16 protein-coding genes and 1 tRNA gene are annotated in these 17,277 nt (G+C 70.3%); 4 read left to right on the forward strand and 13 right to left on the reverse strand.

The genetic code is table 11. The features are described from left to right. The 4 genes from AC0665_RS05765 to AC0665_RS05780 form a co-directional block, all read right to left on the reverse strand. Nucleotides 1–1,437 carry a GH1 family beta-glucosidase gene (locus AC0665_RS05765; protein WP_468409458.1) on the reverse strand — a complete coding sequence of 479 codons (1,437 nt, stop codon included), beginning with the start codon at nt 1,435–1,437 and terminating at the stop codon, nt 1–3. A gap of 99 nt (nt 1,438–1,536) precedes the next feature. Next, complete coding sequence (locus AC0665_RS05770) at nt 1,537–2,445, reverse strand: carbohydrate ABC transporter permease (protein WP_478704488.1); 909 nt, start codon at nt 2,443–2,445, stop codon at nt 1,537–1,539. A 12-nt stretch (nt 2,446–2,457) separates the two neighbouring features. Continuing rightward, the gene (locus tag AC0665_RS05775) at nt 2,458–3,465 is read right to left on the reverse strand and encodes a carbohydrate ABC transporter permease (RefSeq protein ID WP_468409790.1); all 1,008 of its coding nucleotides are present in this window, start codon (nt 3,463–3,465) and stop codon (nt 2,458–2,460) included. A gap of 5 nt (nt 3,466–3,470) precedes the next feature. Then, the gene (locus AC0665_RS05780; protein ID WP_468409456.1) at nt 3,471–4,793 is read right to left on the reverse strand and encodes an ABC transporter substrate-binding protein; all 1,323 of its coding nucleotides are present in this window, start codon (nt 4,791–4,793) and stop codon (nt 3,471–3,473) included. Nucleotides 4,794–5,203: 410 nt separating this feature from the next. Between AC0665_RS05780 and AC0665_RS05785 the strand changes: the two genes are divergently transcribed. Continuing rightward, nucleotides 5,204–6,259 carry a LacI family DNA-binding transcriptional regulator gene (locus AC0665_RS05785; RefSeq protein WP_363121788.1) on the forward strand — a complete coding sequence of 352 codons (1,056 nt, stop codon included), beginning with the start codon at nt 5,204–5,206 and terminating at the stop codon, nt 6,257–6,259. Between the two features lie 37 nt (nt 6,260–6,296). On the opposite strand, the gene AC0665_RS05790 is transcribed toward AC0665_RS05785, so the two are convergent. From AC0665_RS05790 to AC0665_RS05815, 6 genes are all read right to left on the reverse strand, one after another. Further along, a complete protein-coding gene (locus AC0665_RS05790) occupies nt 6,297–6,470 on the reverse strand; it encodes a hypothetical protein (protein WP_478704489.1) in 174 nt (57 codons plus the stop codon). Nucleotides 6,471–6,582: 112 nt separating this feature from the next. Beyond that, nucleotides 6,583–7,770, reverse strand: coding sequence for an MFS transporter (locus tag AC0665_RS05795; RefSeq protein WP_478704490.1), 1,188 nt, complete (start codon nt 7,768–7,770; stop codon nt 6,583–6,585). A gap of 101 nt (nt 7,771–7,871) precedes the next feature. Then, a tRNA-His gene (locus AC0665_RS05800) sits at nt 7,872–7,944 on the reverse strand. A 115-nt stretch (nt 7,945–8,059) separates the two neighbouring features. After that, the gene (orn, locus tag AC0665_RS05805; RefSeq protein ID WP_363121791.1) at nt 8,060–8,662 is read right to left on the reverse strand and encodes an oligoribonuclease; all 603 of its coding nucleotides are present in this window, start codon (nt 8,660–8,662) and stop codon (nt 8,060–8,062) included. 103 nt (nt 8,663–8,765) lie between these two features. Next, nucleotides 8,766–10,013: a helix-turn-helix domain-containing protein gene (locus tag AC0665_RS05810; RefSeq protein ID WP_478508026.1), complete on the reverse strand. Its 1,248-nt coding sequence runs from the start codon at nt 10,011–10,013 to the stop codon at nt 8,766–8,768. Nucleotides 10,014–10,391: 378 nt separating this feature from the next. Beyond that, nucleotides 10,392–10,724: a hypothetical protein gene (locus AC0665_RS05815; RefSeq protein WP_468409448.1), complete on the reverse strand. Its 333-nt coding sequence runs from the start codon at nt 10,722–10,724 to the stop codon at nt 10,392–10,394. Nucleotides 10,725–11,031: 307 nt separating this feature from the next. On the opposite strand from AC0665_RS05815, the gene AC0665_RS05820 reads away from it, so the two are divergent. Both AC0665_RS05820 and AC0665_RS05825 read left to right on the forward strand, forming a co-directional pair. Further along, on the forward strand, nt 11,032–11,559 hold the full coding sequence (locus AC0665_RS05820; RefSeq protein ID WP_363121794.1) for a universal stress protein: 528 nt from the start codon (nt 11,032–11,034) through the stop codon (nt 11,557–11,559). A 124-nt stretch (nt 11,560–11,683) separates the two neighbouring features. Next, nucleotides 11,684–12,244 (forward strand): GPR1/FUN34/YaaH family transporter, encoded by a 561-nt coding sequence (locus tag AC0665_RS05825; protein WP_468409446.1) that lies wholly within the window; start codon nt 11,684–11,686, stop codon nt 12,242–12,244. 152 nt (nt 12,245–12,396) lie between these two features. Here AC0665_RS05825 and glmS read toward each other — a convergent pair whose 3' ends face one another. Together glmS and AC0665_RS05835 are read right to left on the reverse strand one after the other, a co-directional pair. Beyond that, nucleotides 12,397–14,214, reverse strand: coding sequence for a glutamine--fructose-6-phosphate transaminase (isomerizing) (glmS, locus tag AC0665_RS05830; protein WP_468409444.1), 1,818 nt, complete (start codon nt 14,212–14,214; stop codon nt 12,397–12,399). Nucleotides 14,215–14,226: 12 nt separating this feature from the next. Beyond that, nucleotides 14,227–14,484, reverse strand: coding sequence for a hypothetical protein (locus AC0665_RS05835; RefSeq protein ID WP_031130491.1), 258 nt, complete (start codon nt 14,482–14,484; stop codon nt 14,227–14,229). A 186-nt stretch (nt 14,485–14,670) separates the two neighbouring features. Here AC0665_RS05835 and AC0665_RS05840 point away from each other — a divergent pair, with 186 nt between their 5' ends. Further along, nucleotides 14,671–16,230: a purple acid phosphatase family protein gene (locus AC0665_RS05840; RefSeq protein WP_478602050.1), complete on the forward strand. Its 1,560-nt coding sequence runs from the start codon at nt 14,671–14,673 to the stop codon at nt 16,228–16,230. A gap of 12 nt (nt 16,231–16,242) precedes the next feature. On the opposite strand, the gene AC0665_RS05845 is transcribed toward AC0665_RS05840, so the two are convergent. Continuing rightward, on the reverse strand, nt 16,243–17,127 hold the full coding sequence (locus AC0665_RS05845) for a DUF4429 domain-containing protein (RefSeq protein WP_366052046.1): 885 nt from the start codon (nt 17,125–17,127) through the stop codon (nt 16,243–16,245). Nucleotides 17,128–17,277: the final 150 nt, after the last annotated feature.

Below are 17,277 nucleotides of genomic sequence, written 5' to 3' on the forward strand. Positions count from 1 at the left end.
TCAGAAGGCCTCCACCTCGGGCAGCGAGCCGGTCCGCGCCGCCCGGCCGTACCACTGGGCGCTCGTCTTCGGCGTGCGCTCCAGCGTCGCGTAGTCCACGTAGACCGCGCCGAAGCGCTTGCCGTAGCCGTACGACCACTCGAAGTTGTCCAGCAGGGACCACAGGTAGTAGCCGCGGACGTCCGCGCCGTCGGCGATCGCCCGGCGGACCGCCGACAGATGCCCGTGCAGGTAGGCGACCCGCTCCGGGTCGTGCACCCGGCCGTCGGAGTCGACCTTGTCGTCGTAGGCCGCGCCGTTCTCCGTGATGTACAGCGGCAGGCCCGGCGCCTCCCGGGTGTAGCGCATGATCAGCTCGTGCAGACCGGTCGGGTCGATCGTCCAGCCCATCTCCGTACGGTCGCCGGGTGTCTGGTGGAAGGCGACGTCGTCGGCGGCCGGCCAAGGCGAGTGGTCGCTCGCCCCGTGCCCGTCGGCGCGCGGCGCCTTCGCCGACGCGTCCGCGGCCGAGACCAGCGCGGGCGTGTAGTAGTTGAGGCCCAGCGCGTCCAGCGGCTGGTTGATCAGCTCCAGGTCGCCGTCCAGCACGTGGTCCCAGTCCGTCAGGCTCGCCGTCGCCACGTACAGCGACTCCGGGTAGGCGCCGTGCAGCATCGGGCCGTGGAACACGCCGTTGGCCAGGTCGTCGATCCTGCGGGCCGCCGCCAGGTCCGCCGGGTCCTGCGAAAGCGGCCGCACCACCGAGGAGTTGAGGCTGATCGCGACCGAGTTGCGGGCCGGCATCACCGACCGCAGCGCGGACGCGCCCAGCCCGTGCGCCAGGTTCAGATGGTGCGCGGCCCGCAGCGAGGCCGCCGGGTCGGTACGGCCCGGGGCGTGCACCCCGGAGGCATAGCCCAGGAAGGCGCTGCACCACGGCTCGTTGAGCGTGATCCACTGCTCCACCCGGTCGCCCAGCGCCTCGCCGACGATCTGCGCGTACTCCGCGAACCGGTACGCCGTGTCACGCTCCGGCCAGCCGCCCGCGTCCTCCAGCTCCTGCGGCAGGTCCCAGTGGTAGAGCGTGACGGCCGGCTTGATGCCCTTGGACAGCAGCTCGTCCACCAGCCGGCGGTAGAAGTCCAGACCCTTCTGCACGGCCGGGCCCCGGCCGGTCGGCTGCACCCGCGACCAGGAGACGGAGAAGCGGTAGGCCCCCAGGCCCAGCTCCGCCATCAGCGCCACGTCCTCGCGGTAGCGGTGGTAGTGGTCGACAGCGATGTCACCGGTCTCACCACCGGCGGTCTTGCCCGGCGTATGGCTGAAGGTGTCCCAGATCGACGGCGTACGGCCGTCCTCCCGCACCGCGCCCTCGATCTGGTACGCGGACGTCGCCGCGCCCCACAGGAAGGCGGGCGGGAAGGTCACGGGAGTGGCCGGGTTCTCGGAGTCAGGCATGGAAGCGCTCCCAAAGGGGGTCTTGTGGACCGACGAGCGGATGGGGGGAGGAGGAAAAGGGGCCGAGGCGGCAATGGCTCGACCCCCGGGAAGCAGGACTCAGCCCTTCACGGCGCCCTGCATGATGCCGCCGACGATCTGCTTGCCGAAGATCGCGAAGACGATCAGCAGCGGCAGCGTACCCAGCAGCGCGCCGGCCATGATCAGGGACTGGTCGGGCGTATAGCCGCGTCCCAGGCCCGCCACGGCCACCTGCACGGTCGGATTGCCGGTCTGGGTCAGGACCAGGAAGGGCCACAGGAAGTCGTTCCAGGTCTGCACGAACATCAGCATGCCCAGGACGGCCATCGCGGGCCGCGCGGTCGGGAACACCACGTGCCACACCACGCGCCAGCTGCTCGCGCCGTCCACGCGGGCCGCCTCGATGATCTCGTCCGGCAGCGCCTGGATCAGGTACTGGCGCATGAAGAACACACCGAACGCGCTCACCAGCGACGGGAAGATCACCGCCTGGAGCTGATCCGTCCAGTCGAGCTTGGCGACCATCATGTACAGCGGGATGATGCTGAGCTGCGGCGGCACCATCATCGTGCCGATCACGATCAGCATCGCCGCGCCGCGGCCCTTGAAGCGCAGCTTGGCGAAGGCGAAGCCGGCGATCGTCGACAGGAACACGATGGTGAACGACGAGATGCCGGCCACCAGCGTGGTGTTGAGGAACGCCTCGCCCAGATTGGCGTCCGTCCAGGCCACTTCGAGTTTGTCGAAGAGACCGGAGCCGAACCAGAACGGCGGCGGGGTCTGCGCCAGCCGCTGGTTGTCGCGCGAGGCGGCGATCGCCGTCCACACCAGCGGGAACAGCGAGATCACGGTGAACAGGGCGAGGATGACGTAGGCCACCGGGCCGGCGTGCAACTGCCCGCCCGCGCGTGCCGCCTTCATGCCACGTGAGCGCTTCGGCGGCTCGGGGACCGCGTCGGCCGGGGGTTTCATCAGGGTCGTCGTCACGGCCGGTTCTCCTTAGCTACTGGCGCGCAGCCGGCGCGAGATGACGTAGTTGACGACCCCGATCACGATGAGGATCAGGAACATCGTCCAGGCGATGGCGGAGGCGCGGCCCAGGTGCTGGTTGACCCAGCCCTGCTCGTACAGGTACAGGCCGAGCGTCTGGAACTGGTGCTGGGATCCGCCGGAGGCGCCCTTGTTCGCGTCGAACAGCAGCGGCTCACCGAACACCTGCGAGGCGCCGATGGTCGACACCACGACCGTGAACAGGATCGTCGGACGCAGCGAGGGCAGCGTGACGTGGAGGAACTGCCGCCAGCGGCTTGCTCCGTCCAGGGCCGCCGACTCGTACAGGTCCTGCGGGATCGCCTGCATCGCGGCCAGGTAGATCAGCGCGTTGTAGCCCGTCCAGCGCCAGACGATGATGCTGGACACCGCGATCTGGGACGGCCACTTGTCGTTCTGCCAGTCGACGTGGTCGAAGCCCACGGCGTTCAGCACCCAGTTGATCATGCCGTAGTCGCGGCCGAAGAGCAGCACGAAGACCAGCGAGGCGGCGGCGATCGACGTGGCGTAGGGCGCCAGCATCACCACGCGGTAGAAAGTGGAGCCGCGCAGCTTGTAGTTGAGGATGTGCGCCAGGCCCATGGCCATCAGCAGCTGCGGGACCGTGGAGATGATGCCGATGGTCAGGGTGTTCTTCGCCGCGTTCCAGAAGAAGTCGTCGTCGAAGATGCGGGTGTAGTTGCGCAGGCCCACCCAGGACATGTCCGTGGGGGCCGTCAGCTCCACCTGGTGCAGCGAGGCCCAGCCGGTGTACAGCAGCGGGAACAGGCCGAACGCGAGGAAGAGCAGGAAGAACGGCGAGACGAACGCGTACGGGCTCCACCGCATGTCGCGCTGCCAGCGGCGGGAGAGCCGGGCGCGCCTCTTGTTCGCCGCCTCGACATCGGCCGGCGGGCGGCCCGGGGCCGCGCCCCCCTCCTTCACGGGGGGCGCGGCGGTGTCGTGCCTCGTCGCCATTCCGGTCACTGGTCCAGGTTGTTGTCGATGGTCTTGACGGCCGTGTCCCACGCCTCCTTGGGCGACTTGCCCTGGGTGACGAGGATGACGCCGTTGTCCGTCAGGCCCTGCTGGATGATCTGGTCCTTCGGGCCGATGGTCTGCACCGGGCTGCTCTTGGCCGCCGCGGCGAAGATGGTGCCGATCGGCGCGTCACCGGTCATCTCGTTCTTGGCGCTCTTCACGGCTTCCGACTCGTAGGCGGCCGGGGTGCTCGGGAAGCTGCCCTGCACGGCGAACAGCTTGGCCTGCTGCTCGGGCGCGGTCAGCCAGGCGGCGAGCTTCGCGGCCTCCTCGGCGTTCTTGCCCGACTTGGGAACCGCCAGGAAGGAACCGCCCCAGTTGCCGGACTTCGGCGACGCGGCCACGTCCCACTTGCCCTTGGCCTCCGGCTTCGACTTGCCCTTGATGTAGCCGAGCATCCACGGCGGGCAGGACATCGCGGCGAACTTGCTGTTGGCGATCGTGGTGTCCCAGGCGGGCTGGAACTGTGTCTGGTTTCCGATCAGTCCGTCCTCGGCCGCCTTGGCGGTGAGGTCGAAGGCGGCCTTCACGGCCGGGTTCGACTTGTAGATGACCTTGCCGGAGGAGTCGTAGAAGCGGTCCTTCTCGCTGCTGAGGATCGCCTGGAGCAGACCGCCGGGGGAGTCCAGGAAGGTGGTGCCCTTCGGCGCCTTCTTCTTGTAGTCCTCGCCGACCTCGACCAGCTTCTTCCAGTCACCGGCCCACAGCTTGGCGACCTCCTCGCGGTCGGTGGGCAGACCGGCCTTCTCGAAGAGGTCCTTGCGGTAGCAGATGGCCATCGGGCCGACGTCCGTGCCCAGGCCGACGGTCTGGCCGTCCTCGGTGGTGCCCTGCTGCCACTTCCACTCCAGGTAGTCGCTCTTCTTGCCGTACTTGGAGAGGTCCAGCAGCTTCGCGGACTGCGTCTTGACGATCTCGGCGATGTTGCCGACCTCGACGCCCTGGATGTCCTGGAGACCGCTGTTGGTGGTCAGGTGGTTGACCAGCGTCGGGTAGTAGTTCTCGTTCCGCTCGACGACCGTCTGCTGGATGTCGATGTCCGGGTGGAGCTTCTCGTACTCCTTGTAGAGGCCGGCCTCCTCGAACCCGAAGGTGCCGAAGAGCCCCAGGGTGATCTTCGTCTTGCCACCGCCGCCGCCGCTGCCACCCGACGAGGAGCCGTCGTCTTTGCCGTCGTCGGCACAGCCGGCCAGCAGCCCGGCGCCCAGCGACGCGACGGCCGCCACGACCATCGCCTTGCGGGCGGTTCGGATGCGTGCTCGCATGTCGTCCTCCTGTTGCCCTGACGTGCCGACCCCCCGGCCAACTGCATGTGTCGGACCGTTTTACGCGTTTAAGGCTCGGGCGGGGAACGTGCGGGTTGTGTATGTGTCAGGTACTGTGGGAGCGCTCCCACCAGTGATGTGTTGAAGAGTCCCCGGTCCCGGCGGGGGTGTCAAGGGACCGGACAACGACAGACTCGTTCAGTTATCGGGCTGTTAACTGGACACCGGCCGGGACCGGTTGGTGCCCGCACCGGTGACATCAAGCCGCCCCGGATGCCGGTCGCGCCGGCTCGCGAGGCCGAAGCGGAAGGCCGGGGGCGGCGAGCCGACGGCGGCGGTCACAGGGCCGACGGGCCTGTTAAATTCCAGGCCAGTCGCAGAGTGCGGGCGTGGACGGGAAGGCGGAGCCCATGGCAACCCACGGAGCGCGGGGCCGAAGCGGTGGCCGGCCCACCCTCGAAGAGGTGGCGGCGCGCGCAGGTGTCGGGCGCGGCACCGTCTCGCGGGTGATCAACGGCTCGCCCCGGGTCAGCGACGCGACCCGCGCGGCCGTCGAGGCGGCGGTCGCGGAGCTCGGTTACGTCCCCAACACCGCGGCCCGGGCCCTGGCCGCCAACCGTACGGACGCGATCGCGCTGGTCGTGCCCGAGCCGGAGACCAGGTTCTTCGCGGAGCCGTACTTCTCCGACATGCTCAAGGGCGTCGGGGCGGCGCTGTCCGACACGGAGATGCAACTGCTGCTGATCTTCGCGGGCAGCGACCGCGAGCGCGCCCGCCTGGCCCAGTACCTGGCGGCCCACCGCGTGGACGGCGTCCTGCTGGTCTCGGTGCACGCGGACGACCCGCTGCCCGACCTGCTGGCGCAGCTGGAGATCCCGGCGGTGATCAGCGGCCCGCGCTCGTCCGCCGAGACCCTGCCCTCGGTCGACTCGGACAACTACGGCGGCGCCCGCCAGGCCGTCGAGCACCTGCTCTCCCGGGGCCGGAGCCGCATAGCGCACATCACCGGCCGCCTCGACGTCTACGGTGCCCAGCGCCGTGTCGACGGCTTCCGCGAGGCATTGAGCGACGCCGGCCGCTGGGTGGACGAGGGGATGATCGAGGCGGGGGACTTCACCGAGGAGGGCGGACACCGGGCCATGACCGCCCTGCTGGAGCGGCACCCCGACATCGACGCCGTGTTCGCCGCCTCCGACGTCACCGCCTCGGGCGCCCGCCGGGCGCTGCGCGAGGCGGGCCGCCGCATCCCGGAGGACGTGGCGCTCGTCGGCTACGACGACTCCGCCATCGCCCGTCACATGGAGCCGCCCCTCACCAGCGTCCGCCAGCCCATAGAGGAAATGGGGCGCCGGATGATCGACCTGCTGCTTTCGGAGGTCGCCGACCGCCGCCCCCTGGCGTCCCGGGGCCTGGAGCGCCGACAGATGGTCCTGGCCACGGAGTTGGTGTCCCGGGCGTCGTCGTGAGAACGGGCCACCGCCCGGACCGGACCGGGTGAACGGTTCACGGAGCCGGCCAGGGCGTGACGGCCGGTGAGCCGAGGCCGGGATGGCGCCGCAGGGCATCCACCCCGTCGGGCACGAAGAGCAACGTCCCGAGCGCCGCGTGCAACTCCGCCTCCCTCAGCCGGCCGTGCCAGGCGATCTCGGACGGGTCGGGTGTGAGGGGCTCCGCCACGACGGCCTCGTGCACACCGAGCCAGTAGGGCTGATCGCCCCGCGGCAGCAGAACGGTCCTGCTCGTCGACCCGTTCCACCCGCTCGCCCATGGGACTCACGGTCGCACGTCCTCACACCCGGGCCGGTGTCCGTCGTCGCAGCAGGTACACCGCCGCCGTCACGACCAGGACGGCCATGCACGCGATGAACACCAGCCCCGCCCCCTCCAGGCCGATCGGCCCGGTCAGCAGGCCGACGCCGATCACCGGCAGGGAGATGCCCGCGTAGGCCACCACGAACAGGGTCGAGATCACCGCCGCCCGCCGGTGCCCGGGGGAGGCCCCGGCCACCTCGGACAGGGCGCCGCGGAACGCCAGACCCTGGCCGATGCCGCCGACGAGCGCGCTGGCGATCAGCAGCGGCATCAGGTCCCAGCGCAGTGCTCCCGCGAGCAGCGCGAGACCGGCGAGCAGCCCGGCGCAGCCCAGCGGGAGGGAGCGCCGCACACCGACCCGGCCGACCGCGAGCTGTCCGGCCGTCGACGAGAAGAAGGCCAGCGCGACGATCAGCCCGCTCACGGCGTGGTCGTCCACGTCCAGGGACTGAGCGAGGAACGCCGGGCTGACCGAGGTGAACACCCCGAACAGGGCGAACCCGACGAAGGCGGCGGTGGCGGCGGGCCCGAACACCGCCCGCACCTGCGGCGGCAGCGCGGGCCGCTGCGGACGTACGGCGCGCAGCGGCTGCCGCTGCCGTACGGTCTCCGCGAGCCGCAGCAGGACGGCGGCCGAGGCGGCCACCAGGGCGAGATGGGTGACGAAGGGCAGATACAGCGGCCAGGGGGCGTACTCCGCGAGGACCCCGGAGAGCAGGGGACCGCAGCCGAGCCCGCCCATGTTGGCGGCCGTCGCCACGAACGTGGCCCGCGAGGCGCCGCCCTCCGGCGCCAGCTCCATCACGTACGCCGTGGCGGCCCCGGTGAACAGCCCGGCGGACAGTCCCGACAGCAGCCGCCCCGCGTAGAGCCAGCCGAGCCCCGTGGCACACAGGAAGCAGACGGCGCTCACCGCGGCGAAGCCCAGCCCGCACAGCAGGACCGGGCGTCTGCCCACGGCGTCCGAGGCGTCACCGACCAGGAGCAGCACACCGATCACGGCGAAGGCGTACAGCGCGTACACCACGGTGACCGTCAGCTCGGAGAAGCCGAACTCGTCCTGGTAGAGGGGATAGAGCGGAGTCGGCAGCGTGGTGCCGGCCATGCAGACGGCGAAGACCGCCCCGCTGAGCACACACGCGCGCCATCCTTGGCGTCCGTCCATGCCGCCGACCGTAGCCGCGCCCCTGGGGCGTCACCTCGATCGGCACGCTGGAAAACGCTTCAGCCGGTGGCCTCTTTCGAAGCCACCGGCTGAAGACTCAGGGTGAGTGACGGGACTCGAACCCGCGGCATCCTGGACCACAACCAGGTGCTCTACCAGCTGAGCTACACCCACCATGACCGGCGTGGAGATCAGTGATGTCCCCGACCGGCCGAGAAAAAGTGTACAGGGTCCGAAGGGGTGCTCGCGCCAGGCTTTCGCGGCGCCCCCCGACGGGCCCCTCGCCGGCCTACTGAGCAGGCAGGACGTGCTTGGCGGCGATCGTCCTCGCGGTGTCCGAGTCGGGCCCGGGCTGCGGGACGAACACGGCCTCGCGGTAGTACCGCAGCTCCGCGATGGACTCGCGGATGTCGGCGAGCGCGCGGTGGTTGCCGTTCTTCTGCGGGCTGTTGAAGTACGCCCGCGGGTACCAGCGGCGCGCCAGCTCCTTGATCGACGACACGTCGACGATCCGGTAGTGGAGGTAGTTCTCCAGCGTCGGCATGTCCCGCAGCAGGAAGCCGCGGTCCGTGCCGACGGAGTTCCCGCACAGCGGAGCCTTGCCCGGCTCCTTGACGAACTCCCGCACGTACGTCAGGACCTGCTCCTCGGCGTCCTTCAGCGTCGTGCCCCCGGCCAGCTCGGTGAGCAGCCCGGAGGCGGTGTGCATCTGACGCACCACGTCCGGCATCGTCTCCAGCGCCTGGTCCGGCGGCCGGATGACGATGTCCACGCCCTCGCCGAGCACGTTCAGCTCGGAGTCGGTCACGAGGGCGGCCACTTCGATGAGCGCGTCGTCCGACAGCGAGAGGCCGGTCATCTCGCAGTCGATCCACACCATGCGATCGTTCATGTGTCTAACCTTACGGCCCGCCGCCATCGGCCGGGCCGTCCGTACCGGGAAAGCCGGAGGGCCCGCGAGGAGACGTGCTCCTCACGGGCCCGGTGCCACCGGATCAGGGCGCGCTGCGCTGCCCGGGCAGGCTCCCCGACAGGGCCGGCGACTGGCCGACCGCGCTCGCCGCCGCCGTACGGCGGGACTGCAGCGGGACCGGGTGCTCCGGGTGCAGCGGGGCCGGCGCCTGGCCGGGCGGGCCCGGGTGATGCCCCGCGTGGCCCGCGTGCCCCGGCGTGCCGGACCCGGGAGCGCCCGGTGCGCTCTCGGTGTCCTGGGGCCGCTCGCCCTGCGGGCGCCGGGCACGGTACGCCGCCCGGTACGCGGCCGGGGACGAGCCCAGCTGACGGCGGAAGTGCCCGCGCAGGGCCACCGGCGACCGGAAGCCGCAGCGCCCCGCCACCTCGTCCACCGAGTAGTCCGACGTCTCCAGCAGCCGCTGCGCCTGGAGGACCCGCTGGGTGATCAGCCACTGCAGCGGAGCGCTCCCGGTCAGCGACCGGAACCGGCGGTCGAACGTACGCCGGCTCATGTACGCGCGGGCCGCCAGCGTCTCCACGTCGAACTGTTCGTGGAGGTGCTCCAGCGCCCAGGCGACGACCTCGGCGAGCGGGTCGGCGCCGATCTCCTCGGGTAAAGACCTGTCGAGGTAGCGCTCCTGCCCGCCGCTGCGGCGCGGCGGCACGACGAGCCGCCTGGCCAGGGCCCCGGCCGCCTCGTTGCCGTGGTCCGTGCGCACGATGTGCAGGCACAGGTCGATGCCCGCTGCGGTCCCCGCCGAGGTCAGCACGTCGCCGTCGTCGACGAACAGCTCACGCGGGTCCACGTGCACCGACGGATAGCGCTTGGCCAGCGTCGGTGCGTACATCCAGTGTGTCGTCGCCGGGCGGCCGTCCAGCAGGCCCGCCGCCGCGAGGACGAAGGCGCCGGTGCACAGCCCGACGATGCGGGCGCCCTCCTCGTGGGCGCGGCGCAGCGCGTCGAGCGCCTCTTCCGGTGGTGGGGAAGTGATCGAACGCCAGGCCGGTACGACGACCGTGCCCGCGCGTGAGATCGCTTCCAGGCCATGTGGTGCGGTGAGTTCGAGTCCGCCCGTGGTCCTCAGCGGACCGTCCTCGCCCCCGCACACCAATAGGCGGTAGCGCGGTACGCCGGCGTCCTGGCGGTCAACCCCGAACACCGACAGTGGTATGGAACTCTCGAAGATGGGGCCGCCGCTGAACAGCAGCACCGCGACGATCTCCTTGCGGCGTCGCCCGGAAAGCTTCCGGGCCGCGGCTTCCGGCGCGGCAGTGGAGTCGTGGCTCATAACTGCTAAGCCCCCCTCGGTGGTCGCGGCTCCTCGGTTGTGTCGCTCCTGCACGTTTCCCCTTGGTCCTGCACGAGTCCCCCGCCGTAGACAGTCAAGATCGAATCTACTGTGTCCGGTCGCGCCGAAGTGGCCGGTTCGGCACTCGGCACATTGTCGACTTGGCAACTTGGCGTGAAGCATTCGATCACGAAGCGTTGCACTCGTGGGGCGTGCAGGGAAGTGCGCCTTGTCGCGGTGGCCAATCCACGTAGGGTGCGCGGACCCCCGGAGGCCCTTTCCATGCAGGTCAAACGGGGGTTGGGGGGTGTGGGGACCGGGGGATGCGCAGAGTCCGGAAGTTGGCTGAAAAGCAGCGTGCGCGTGCGCGGAAACCGGTCAGCCGACCGGTGTATCCCCTCCGGTGTGCCGTCCACCCCGGTGCGACCCCGTTCCGGTGCGGTGGCGCCTGCCCCGGTGGGGCGCCCGGTCCTCGGCCGCGAGCCGGGCCGCGCCACGCTCGGACTGACGCAGCAGGACCCGGCAGGCGCCCGTGACGGCCGCGAGCCCGAGGGCCGTGCCGGCGGCACCGGCCAGAGAGGTGCCGTAGCCGAGGAGCACCACCGGGACGACCAGGCAGCTGAAGGCGGCCCAGCGCACCACGTCCGTCGCGGTGTCCCGCGGCGGCGGGGTCGCGCGGTCCGCCTCGGCGGCGGTGCGTGGTGCGGACATGCTGACTCCCTGTGGCGTGACTCACGGGGTTCAACGCGCGGCGGGGGCGTCGGTCACTGGCTGTTCCGGTCACCCTCGCGGGTAAGTGAATCCCGTGCAAACCGCCTGTACAGCGCAGCAACCATTGCGTTACGGGCGGTGCCTCGTGCATGCTCCCTGGAACCCGCACGCACCGTGAGCGGGATCTGGGCTAAGGAGGCGTGCCGCCGTACCCTTGGGGGTATGGGGTTGGGAAGACCATTCCCGGACACAGCTCCGCCGCACACTGTTGTCCCTCCCGTATAAGGATCACAACGCCGAGACAGCCATGGCCGGTCACGAATTCTTCGAACCCGCGGACCGCAAGCGGCCCGTCGCCGATCCCACGGCGGCCGAGCCCCTCGCGGCGGAAGAGCCACGCCATTCCTGCGATCCCGCCTTCAAGCACGGGGTCGTCGTCGGCTTCGACGGCTCCACGTCCAGTGAGCGTGCCCTGGCATACGCGATCGGCATGGCCCATCGCTCCCGGTCGGGCCTGATCATCGTCCACGTCGCCAACCGGCTGCCGACCACGGTGTGGGCGGGCTGCGAGCCGCCCGTCTTCGTGGACGTGCCCGACCACCGCACCGAGGTGCTCGGTCTGGAGCTGGCCTGCGCGGACTACCTCGCCGAAGTGCCCTGGATCCTGGTCGAGCGGGGCGGCGACATCTGCCACGAACTCGAAGAGGTCGGCCGGGAGTACGAGGCCGACGCCATCGTCGTCGGGTCCACCCACGGCATCGTGGGCCGCATCTTCGGCTCGGTCGCCGGGCGGCTCGCCAAGCGGGCGCAGCGGCCCGTCATCGTCATCCCCTGACCGTCACGCAGCGGCAACTCCCTTGTGCGCCACGCGAATCTACTACCGCGTAGAGGTGTTTGTGCCCTTGTGAAGGGCATATACGGAACACCGCACAACTGCACATGCACGAAGGGAGCCCGCCGTGGACAAAGACGTCTCCGCGGGAAGCGGAATCACGACCGTGGCCGGTCGACTCGCCCTCGCCATCACCCTGTTGGCCTTCGGGCTGGGGCACACCGCCCTGATCGACGGTGTGTCAGCCTCTGACGCCGCGTCAATCGCCCAGTATGTGGGCGGAGTCGCCCTCTTCGCCGCCGGCCTTGTGGCCCTGCGCGAGGGGGACGCCGCCGGTGGGACGGCGTTCACGGTGCTCGGGGCCCTGTGGTTCACCTGGGCCGTGACCGAGGTCGCCTCCGGTAACGAGGCGGGGTTGTTCCTGCTGTTGTTCGCCCTGGTGGCGCTGTCCCTCACCGTCGCGGGCGGGGACCAGCTCGGACAGGGCGTGTACGGGCTGTTCTTCGTGTCGCTGATCCTGCTCGCGATCGCCGCGTTCGCGGGCAACGGCGGGCTGGCGAAGGTCGGGGGCTGGTTCGCCGTCGCCGCGGGCGCGGTGGCCTGGTACGCGGCGACCGCCGCGTTGGCGCACTGGCCCACGGCACTTCCACGACGCGCTGCCGGCCGGGGCGTGACGGCCACCGGTTAGCTGCGCAGGCCGGGGAGTTGGGCGGCTTCCCGGCGATGAAACGGACCCCCCGTGCGTGGTGGCAGCACGTGGGGGTCCGTCCTCATGTGATGGCCTGTGCGGGTGCGTGGGGGCCTGTCGCGCAGTTCCCCGCGCCCCTAGAAGAGGGTCACCTACTCAACCGTCACCGACTTCGCCAGGTTCCTCGGCTTGTCGATGTCGCGGCCGAGGGCCAGCGCCGTGTGGTAGGCGAGGAGCTGGAGCGGGATGCCCATCAGGATCGGGTCCAGCTCGTCCTCGTTCTTCGGGACGACGATCGTCTCGTCGGCCTTCTCCTGGTGCTGGTGGGCCACCGCGAGGATCTTGCCGCTGCGGGCCTTGATCTCCTCCATGGCGGCGCGGTTCTTCTCCAGCAGGTCGTCGTCGGGGACGATGGCGACCGTCGGGAGGGCCGGCTCGATCAGGGCCAGGGGGCCGTGCTTGAGCTCGGATGCGGGGTAGGCCTCGGCGTGGATGTACGAGACCTCCTTGAGCTTCAGGGACGCCTCGCGGGCCACCGGGTAGCCCCGGACGCGGCCGATGAAGAGCATCGAGCGGGCGTCGGCGAACTGCTGGGCCAGCTTCTTGACGTCCTCCTCCTGCTCCATGATCTCGGCGATCTGCGCGGGCAGCTTGCGCAGGCCCTCGATGATCCGCTTGCCGTCCCGGACCGAGAGGTCACGGGTGCGGCCGAGGTGCAGGGCGAGCAGGGCGAAGGCGACCGTGGTGTTGGTGAAGCACTTGGTGGAGACCACGCAGACCTCGGGCCCGGCGTGCACGTAGATGCCGCCGTCCGCCTCGCGGGCGATCGCCGAGCCGACCACGTTCACCACGCCCAGGACGCGGGCGCCCTTGCGCTTGAGCTCCTGCACGGCGGCCAGCACGTCGTAGGTCTCACCCGACTGGGAGACCGCGACGTAGAGGGTGTCGGGATCGACGACCGCGTTGCGGTAGCGGAACTCCGAGGCCGGCTCGGCGTCGGCGGGGATGCGGGCCAGCTCCTCGATCATCTGGGCGCCGATCATGCCCGCGTGGTACGAGGTGCCGCAGCCGAGGATCTTCACGCGGCGGATGCGCCGGGCCTCGCGGGCGTCCAGGTTGAGGCCGCCCAGGTGCACGGTGGAGAAGCGGTCGTCGATGCGGCCGCGCAGCACGCGGTCCACGGCGTCGGCCTGCTCGTGGATCTCCTTGTGCATGTAGGTGTCGTGGCCGCCCATGTCGTAGGAGGCGGCCTCCCACTCCACGGTGGTGGGCTCGGCGGTGGTGCGGGTGCCCTCGGTGGTGTAGGTACGGAAGTCGTCGGCCTTGAGGGTGGCCATCTCGCCGTCGTCGAGGGTGACGATCTGGCGCGTGTGGGCGACCAGGGCGGCGATGTCGGAGGCGACGAACATCTCCTTCTCGCCGATGCCCAGGACGACCGGCGAGCCGTTGCGGGCGACGACGATGCGGTCGGGGAAGTCGGCGTGCATCACGGCGATGCCGTAGGTGCCCTCGATCAGCCGGAGGGTCTCGCGGACCTTGTCCTCCAGCTTGGGCGCCTGCGAGCGGGCGATCAGGTGGACCAGGACCTCGGTGTCGGTCTCGGAGAGGAACTCGACGCCGTCCGCCTCCAGCTTGCGGCGCAGGTCGGAGGCGTTGTCGATGATGCCGTTGTGGACGACGGCGACCCTGCCCTCGGCGTCCAGGTGCGGGTGGGCGTTCACGTCGGACGGGGCGCCGTGGGTGGCCCAGCGGGTGTGGGCGATGCCGGTCGTGCCCTTGAAGCGGGCCGGGACCTTGGCCTCCAGGTCGCGCACGCGGCCCTTGGCCTTGACCATCTTCAGGCCGGACGTCTTCGGGGACGTGACGACGATGCCCGCGGAGTCGTAGCCGCGGTACTCCAGGCGCTGGAGGCCCTCCAGGAGCAGGGGCGCGACGTCACGCTTCCCGATGTAACCGACGATTCCGCACATGTATACGTATTCCTAGCCGTAGACGATGCGCCGCAGCTGCCGGAGCGAGAGCTCAGGCGGGGCCACCGCGCGGTATTTGAGATCCGCCTCGATCCGCTCGAAGATCGCCGCGTTCACCAGGCCCTGGGCCTGGAGCTCGCGGTGGCGGCGACGGACGTACTCCTCGGTCGTCTCGTCGAAGTAGGCGAGCACGTCCTGGATCACGCGCAGCGCCTCGCCCCGGCTGAGGGCGGTGGACCGCGTCAGATGATCAACGAGTTCGTCGTGCACTCGCTAGATCCTGGGCTACCGGCGGCGCTTTCGCAAGAAATCTGCCCGGTTTCGGGCAGACGCCTGTGGCGAGTCTTTGGGAGAACATTGAACCCGTCATGAGGGCTTGTTCGTGCGGCGTCCACCGGACGTCCGGCGTCCCGTTGCCCGGGGCGTCGATTTTTGGACGCCATGGACACTCCTCGTATGGGCGTACCCGAGCGGCTCGCCGAGCGCATGAGCATGGCCGAGCAGCACGAGTACCTGCGCGCCCGGTTCTCCCGGCGCACGATGATCAGAGGCGGCGCCGTCACGCTCGGCGCCGTCACGGGTGGCGCGTTCGTGCCGGGCGCCACCGCCCAGGCCGCCGTTCCGAGCGGCCGCCCCGGCGGCGAGACCGTCGACGGGGCTCACGTCGCCCCCTTTGGCCGCCACCTCGCCTACGGCGCCGACCCGCGCACGGAGATGACGGTCTCCTGGCAGGTCCCGGTCGCCGTCAAGAAGCCGTTCATCCGGATCGGCGCCCACCCCTGGGACCTCTCCCACAAGATCGACGCCGAGGTCCGCACCCTCTTCACACCCGCCGGTGTCGGAGCGAGCGGCAACCACACCCAGTACTACGTCCACGCCAGGCTGACCCACCTGCGCCCGGGCCGGACCTACTACTACGGCGTCGGCCACCAGGGCTTCGACCCGGCCGCACCGCACCTGCTGGGCACCCTCGGCACCTTCACCACCGCCCCCGCGCACAAGAAGCCGTTCACCTTCACCGCCTTCGGCGACGAGGGCGTCAGCTACCACGCGCTGGCCAACAACAGCCTGCTCCTCGGCCAGAACCCGGCCTTCCACCTGCACGCCGGTGACATCGCCTACGGCGACCCGGCCGGCCAGGGCAGGACCGACGACACCGGCTTCGACTCGCGCGTGTGGGACCAGTTCCTCGCCCAGACCGAGTCCGTCGCCAAGTCCGTGCCGTGGATGCCCGCCTACGGCAACCACGACATGGAGGCCTGGTACTCGCCCAACGGCTACGGCGGCGAGGAGGCCCGCTGGACCCTCCCGGACAACGGCCCCGACAAGAAGAACCTGCCGGGCGTCTACTCCTTCGTCTACGGCAACACGGCCGTCATCTCGCTCGACGCCAACGACATCTCCTTCGAGATCCCGGCCAACCTCGGCATCTCCGGCGGCACCCAGACGAAGTGGCTGGAGGCCCAGCTCAAGAAGTACCGGGCCGCGCACGACATCGACTTCATCGTCGTGTTCTTCCACCACTGCGCCTACTGCACCTCCACCTCCCACGCCTCCGAGGGCGGGGTCCGCCAGGAGTGGGTGCCGCTGTTCGAGAAGTACACCGTGGACCTGGTCATCAACGGCCACAACCACCAGTACGAGCGCACCGACGTGATCAAGGGGAACAAGGTCACCAAGAAGCTCCCCATCGGCGGCACGGCCTACCCCGAGACCGACGGCGTGGTCTATGTGACGGCCGGTGCGGCGGGCCGCAGCCTGTACGCGTTCAGCGCTCCCCTGTCCTACGAGGGCAACGAGCACGAGGTGGACTCCGTGGCCTCGTTCGTCAACCTCAAGGGCGGCAAGCAGAACGAGACCGTCACCTGGTCCCGGGTGCGCTACCTCGACTACTCCTTCCTGCGCGTGGACGTCACCCCCGCGCCGAAGGGCCGTCTGACCACGCTGAAGGTGCGGGGCATCGCCGAGAACGGGGACCAGGTCGACCACTTCACGGTGGCGCGCCGGGCGAAGTAGCGCCCCCGGGTGTCACATGCGCTTGAGGACCGCCTGCTTGGCGAGGGCGAACTCCTCGTCCGTCAGTACGCCGGTGCGATGCAGTTCACCGAGCTCGCGCAGGCGGCGCAGCAGGGCGTCGTGGTCGTCCTCGGCGGACGCGACCGGAGGAGAGGGCAGTTCCGGTCGCGAGTCCACCGGATGGGTGGCGGCGGCCCGGGCCGGGTGCGGAAGCCTCGCCTGGACCGCCGCCGCGACCAGTGCCATCAGCGGGTCCTTCTTGAAGCCCCACAGCTCCACGGCGTTGGGGTCGTACTTGGCCGGGGTCTTGGCCGGGGCGTTCCGCACGATGAAGCGGAGGTGGCCGTTCTCCAGACCGGCCGCCGGGTGCCACTCCACGCCCGTGATGTCGCCGAGCGCGAGTGTGCGGGCGCCGGCGGCGGCCTTGGCGTCCTCGGTCTTCCAGTTCCACTCCAGGTGTATGCGCTCGCCGTCGAAACGGGCGGTGCCGTCCCCTGCGGAGACCGACAGGGGGACGGAGGGGCCGGGAAGCAGATACGTGTCGACCGGCCCGGCGGGGACCTGGTCGAGGAGCAGGGCACTGCGGACCTCGTCCACGACGTACTCGGCGACGCCGTAGCGGTCGGTCTCCACCATCAGCTGGTACGGGTCGTGGGGTTCGGTGAGCCGGCCGCCCGTGGCCTGCAGCAGCGGATCGGCGCCGTCGCGCAGCCGCAGCCTGAGCCGCCCGGCCTTCTTGCCCTGCTCGAAGGAGACACCGGCCAACGCCCCCAACGGCACGACCACTTCACCCAGTTCCTTGCGCAGCAGGCTGACGTTCTTGTCCCGTCCCGGAGTCAGCCGCAGCGCGTCGCCGTCGAAGGCCCATGTGCCGTCCCTCTGGATGATTTCCGCCATGGGTCGACATCCTCCCCCTCTGAATGAGTGAGATTCCAACCCTATGCGGGTCGAGGTTCACGGGCGCTTTCGCGCATGACGTCGATCAGCAGCACCCTTCAGAGTGACCGGCGGAGCGGTTGCCCTGCGCCCCCGAAGGGACGGGCACCC

The sequence above is a fragment of the Streptomyces sp. NPDC043685 genome, from assembly GCF_056436585.1.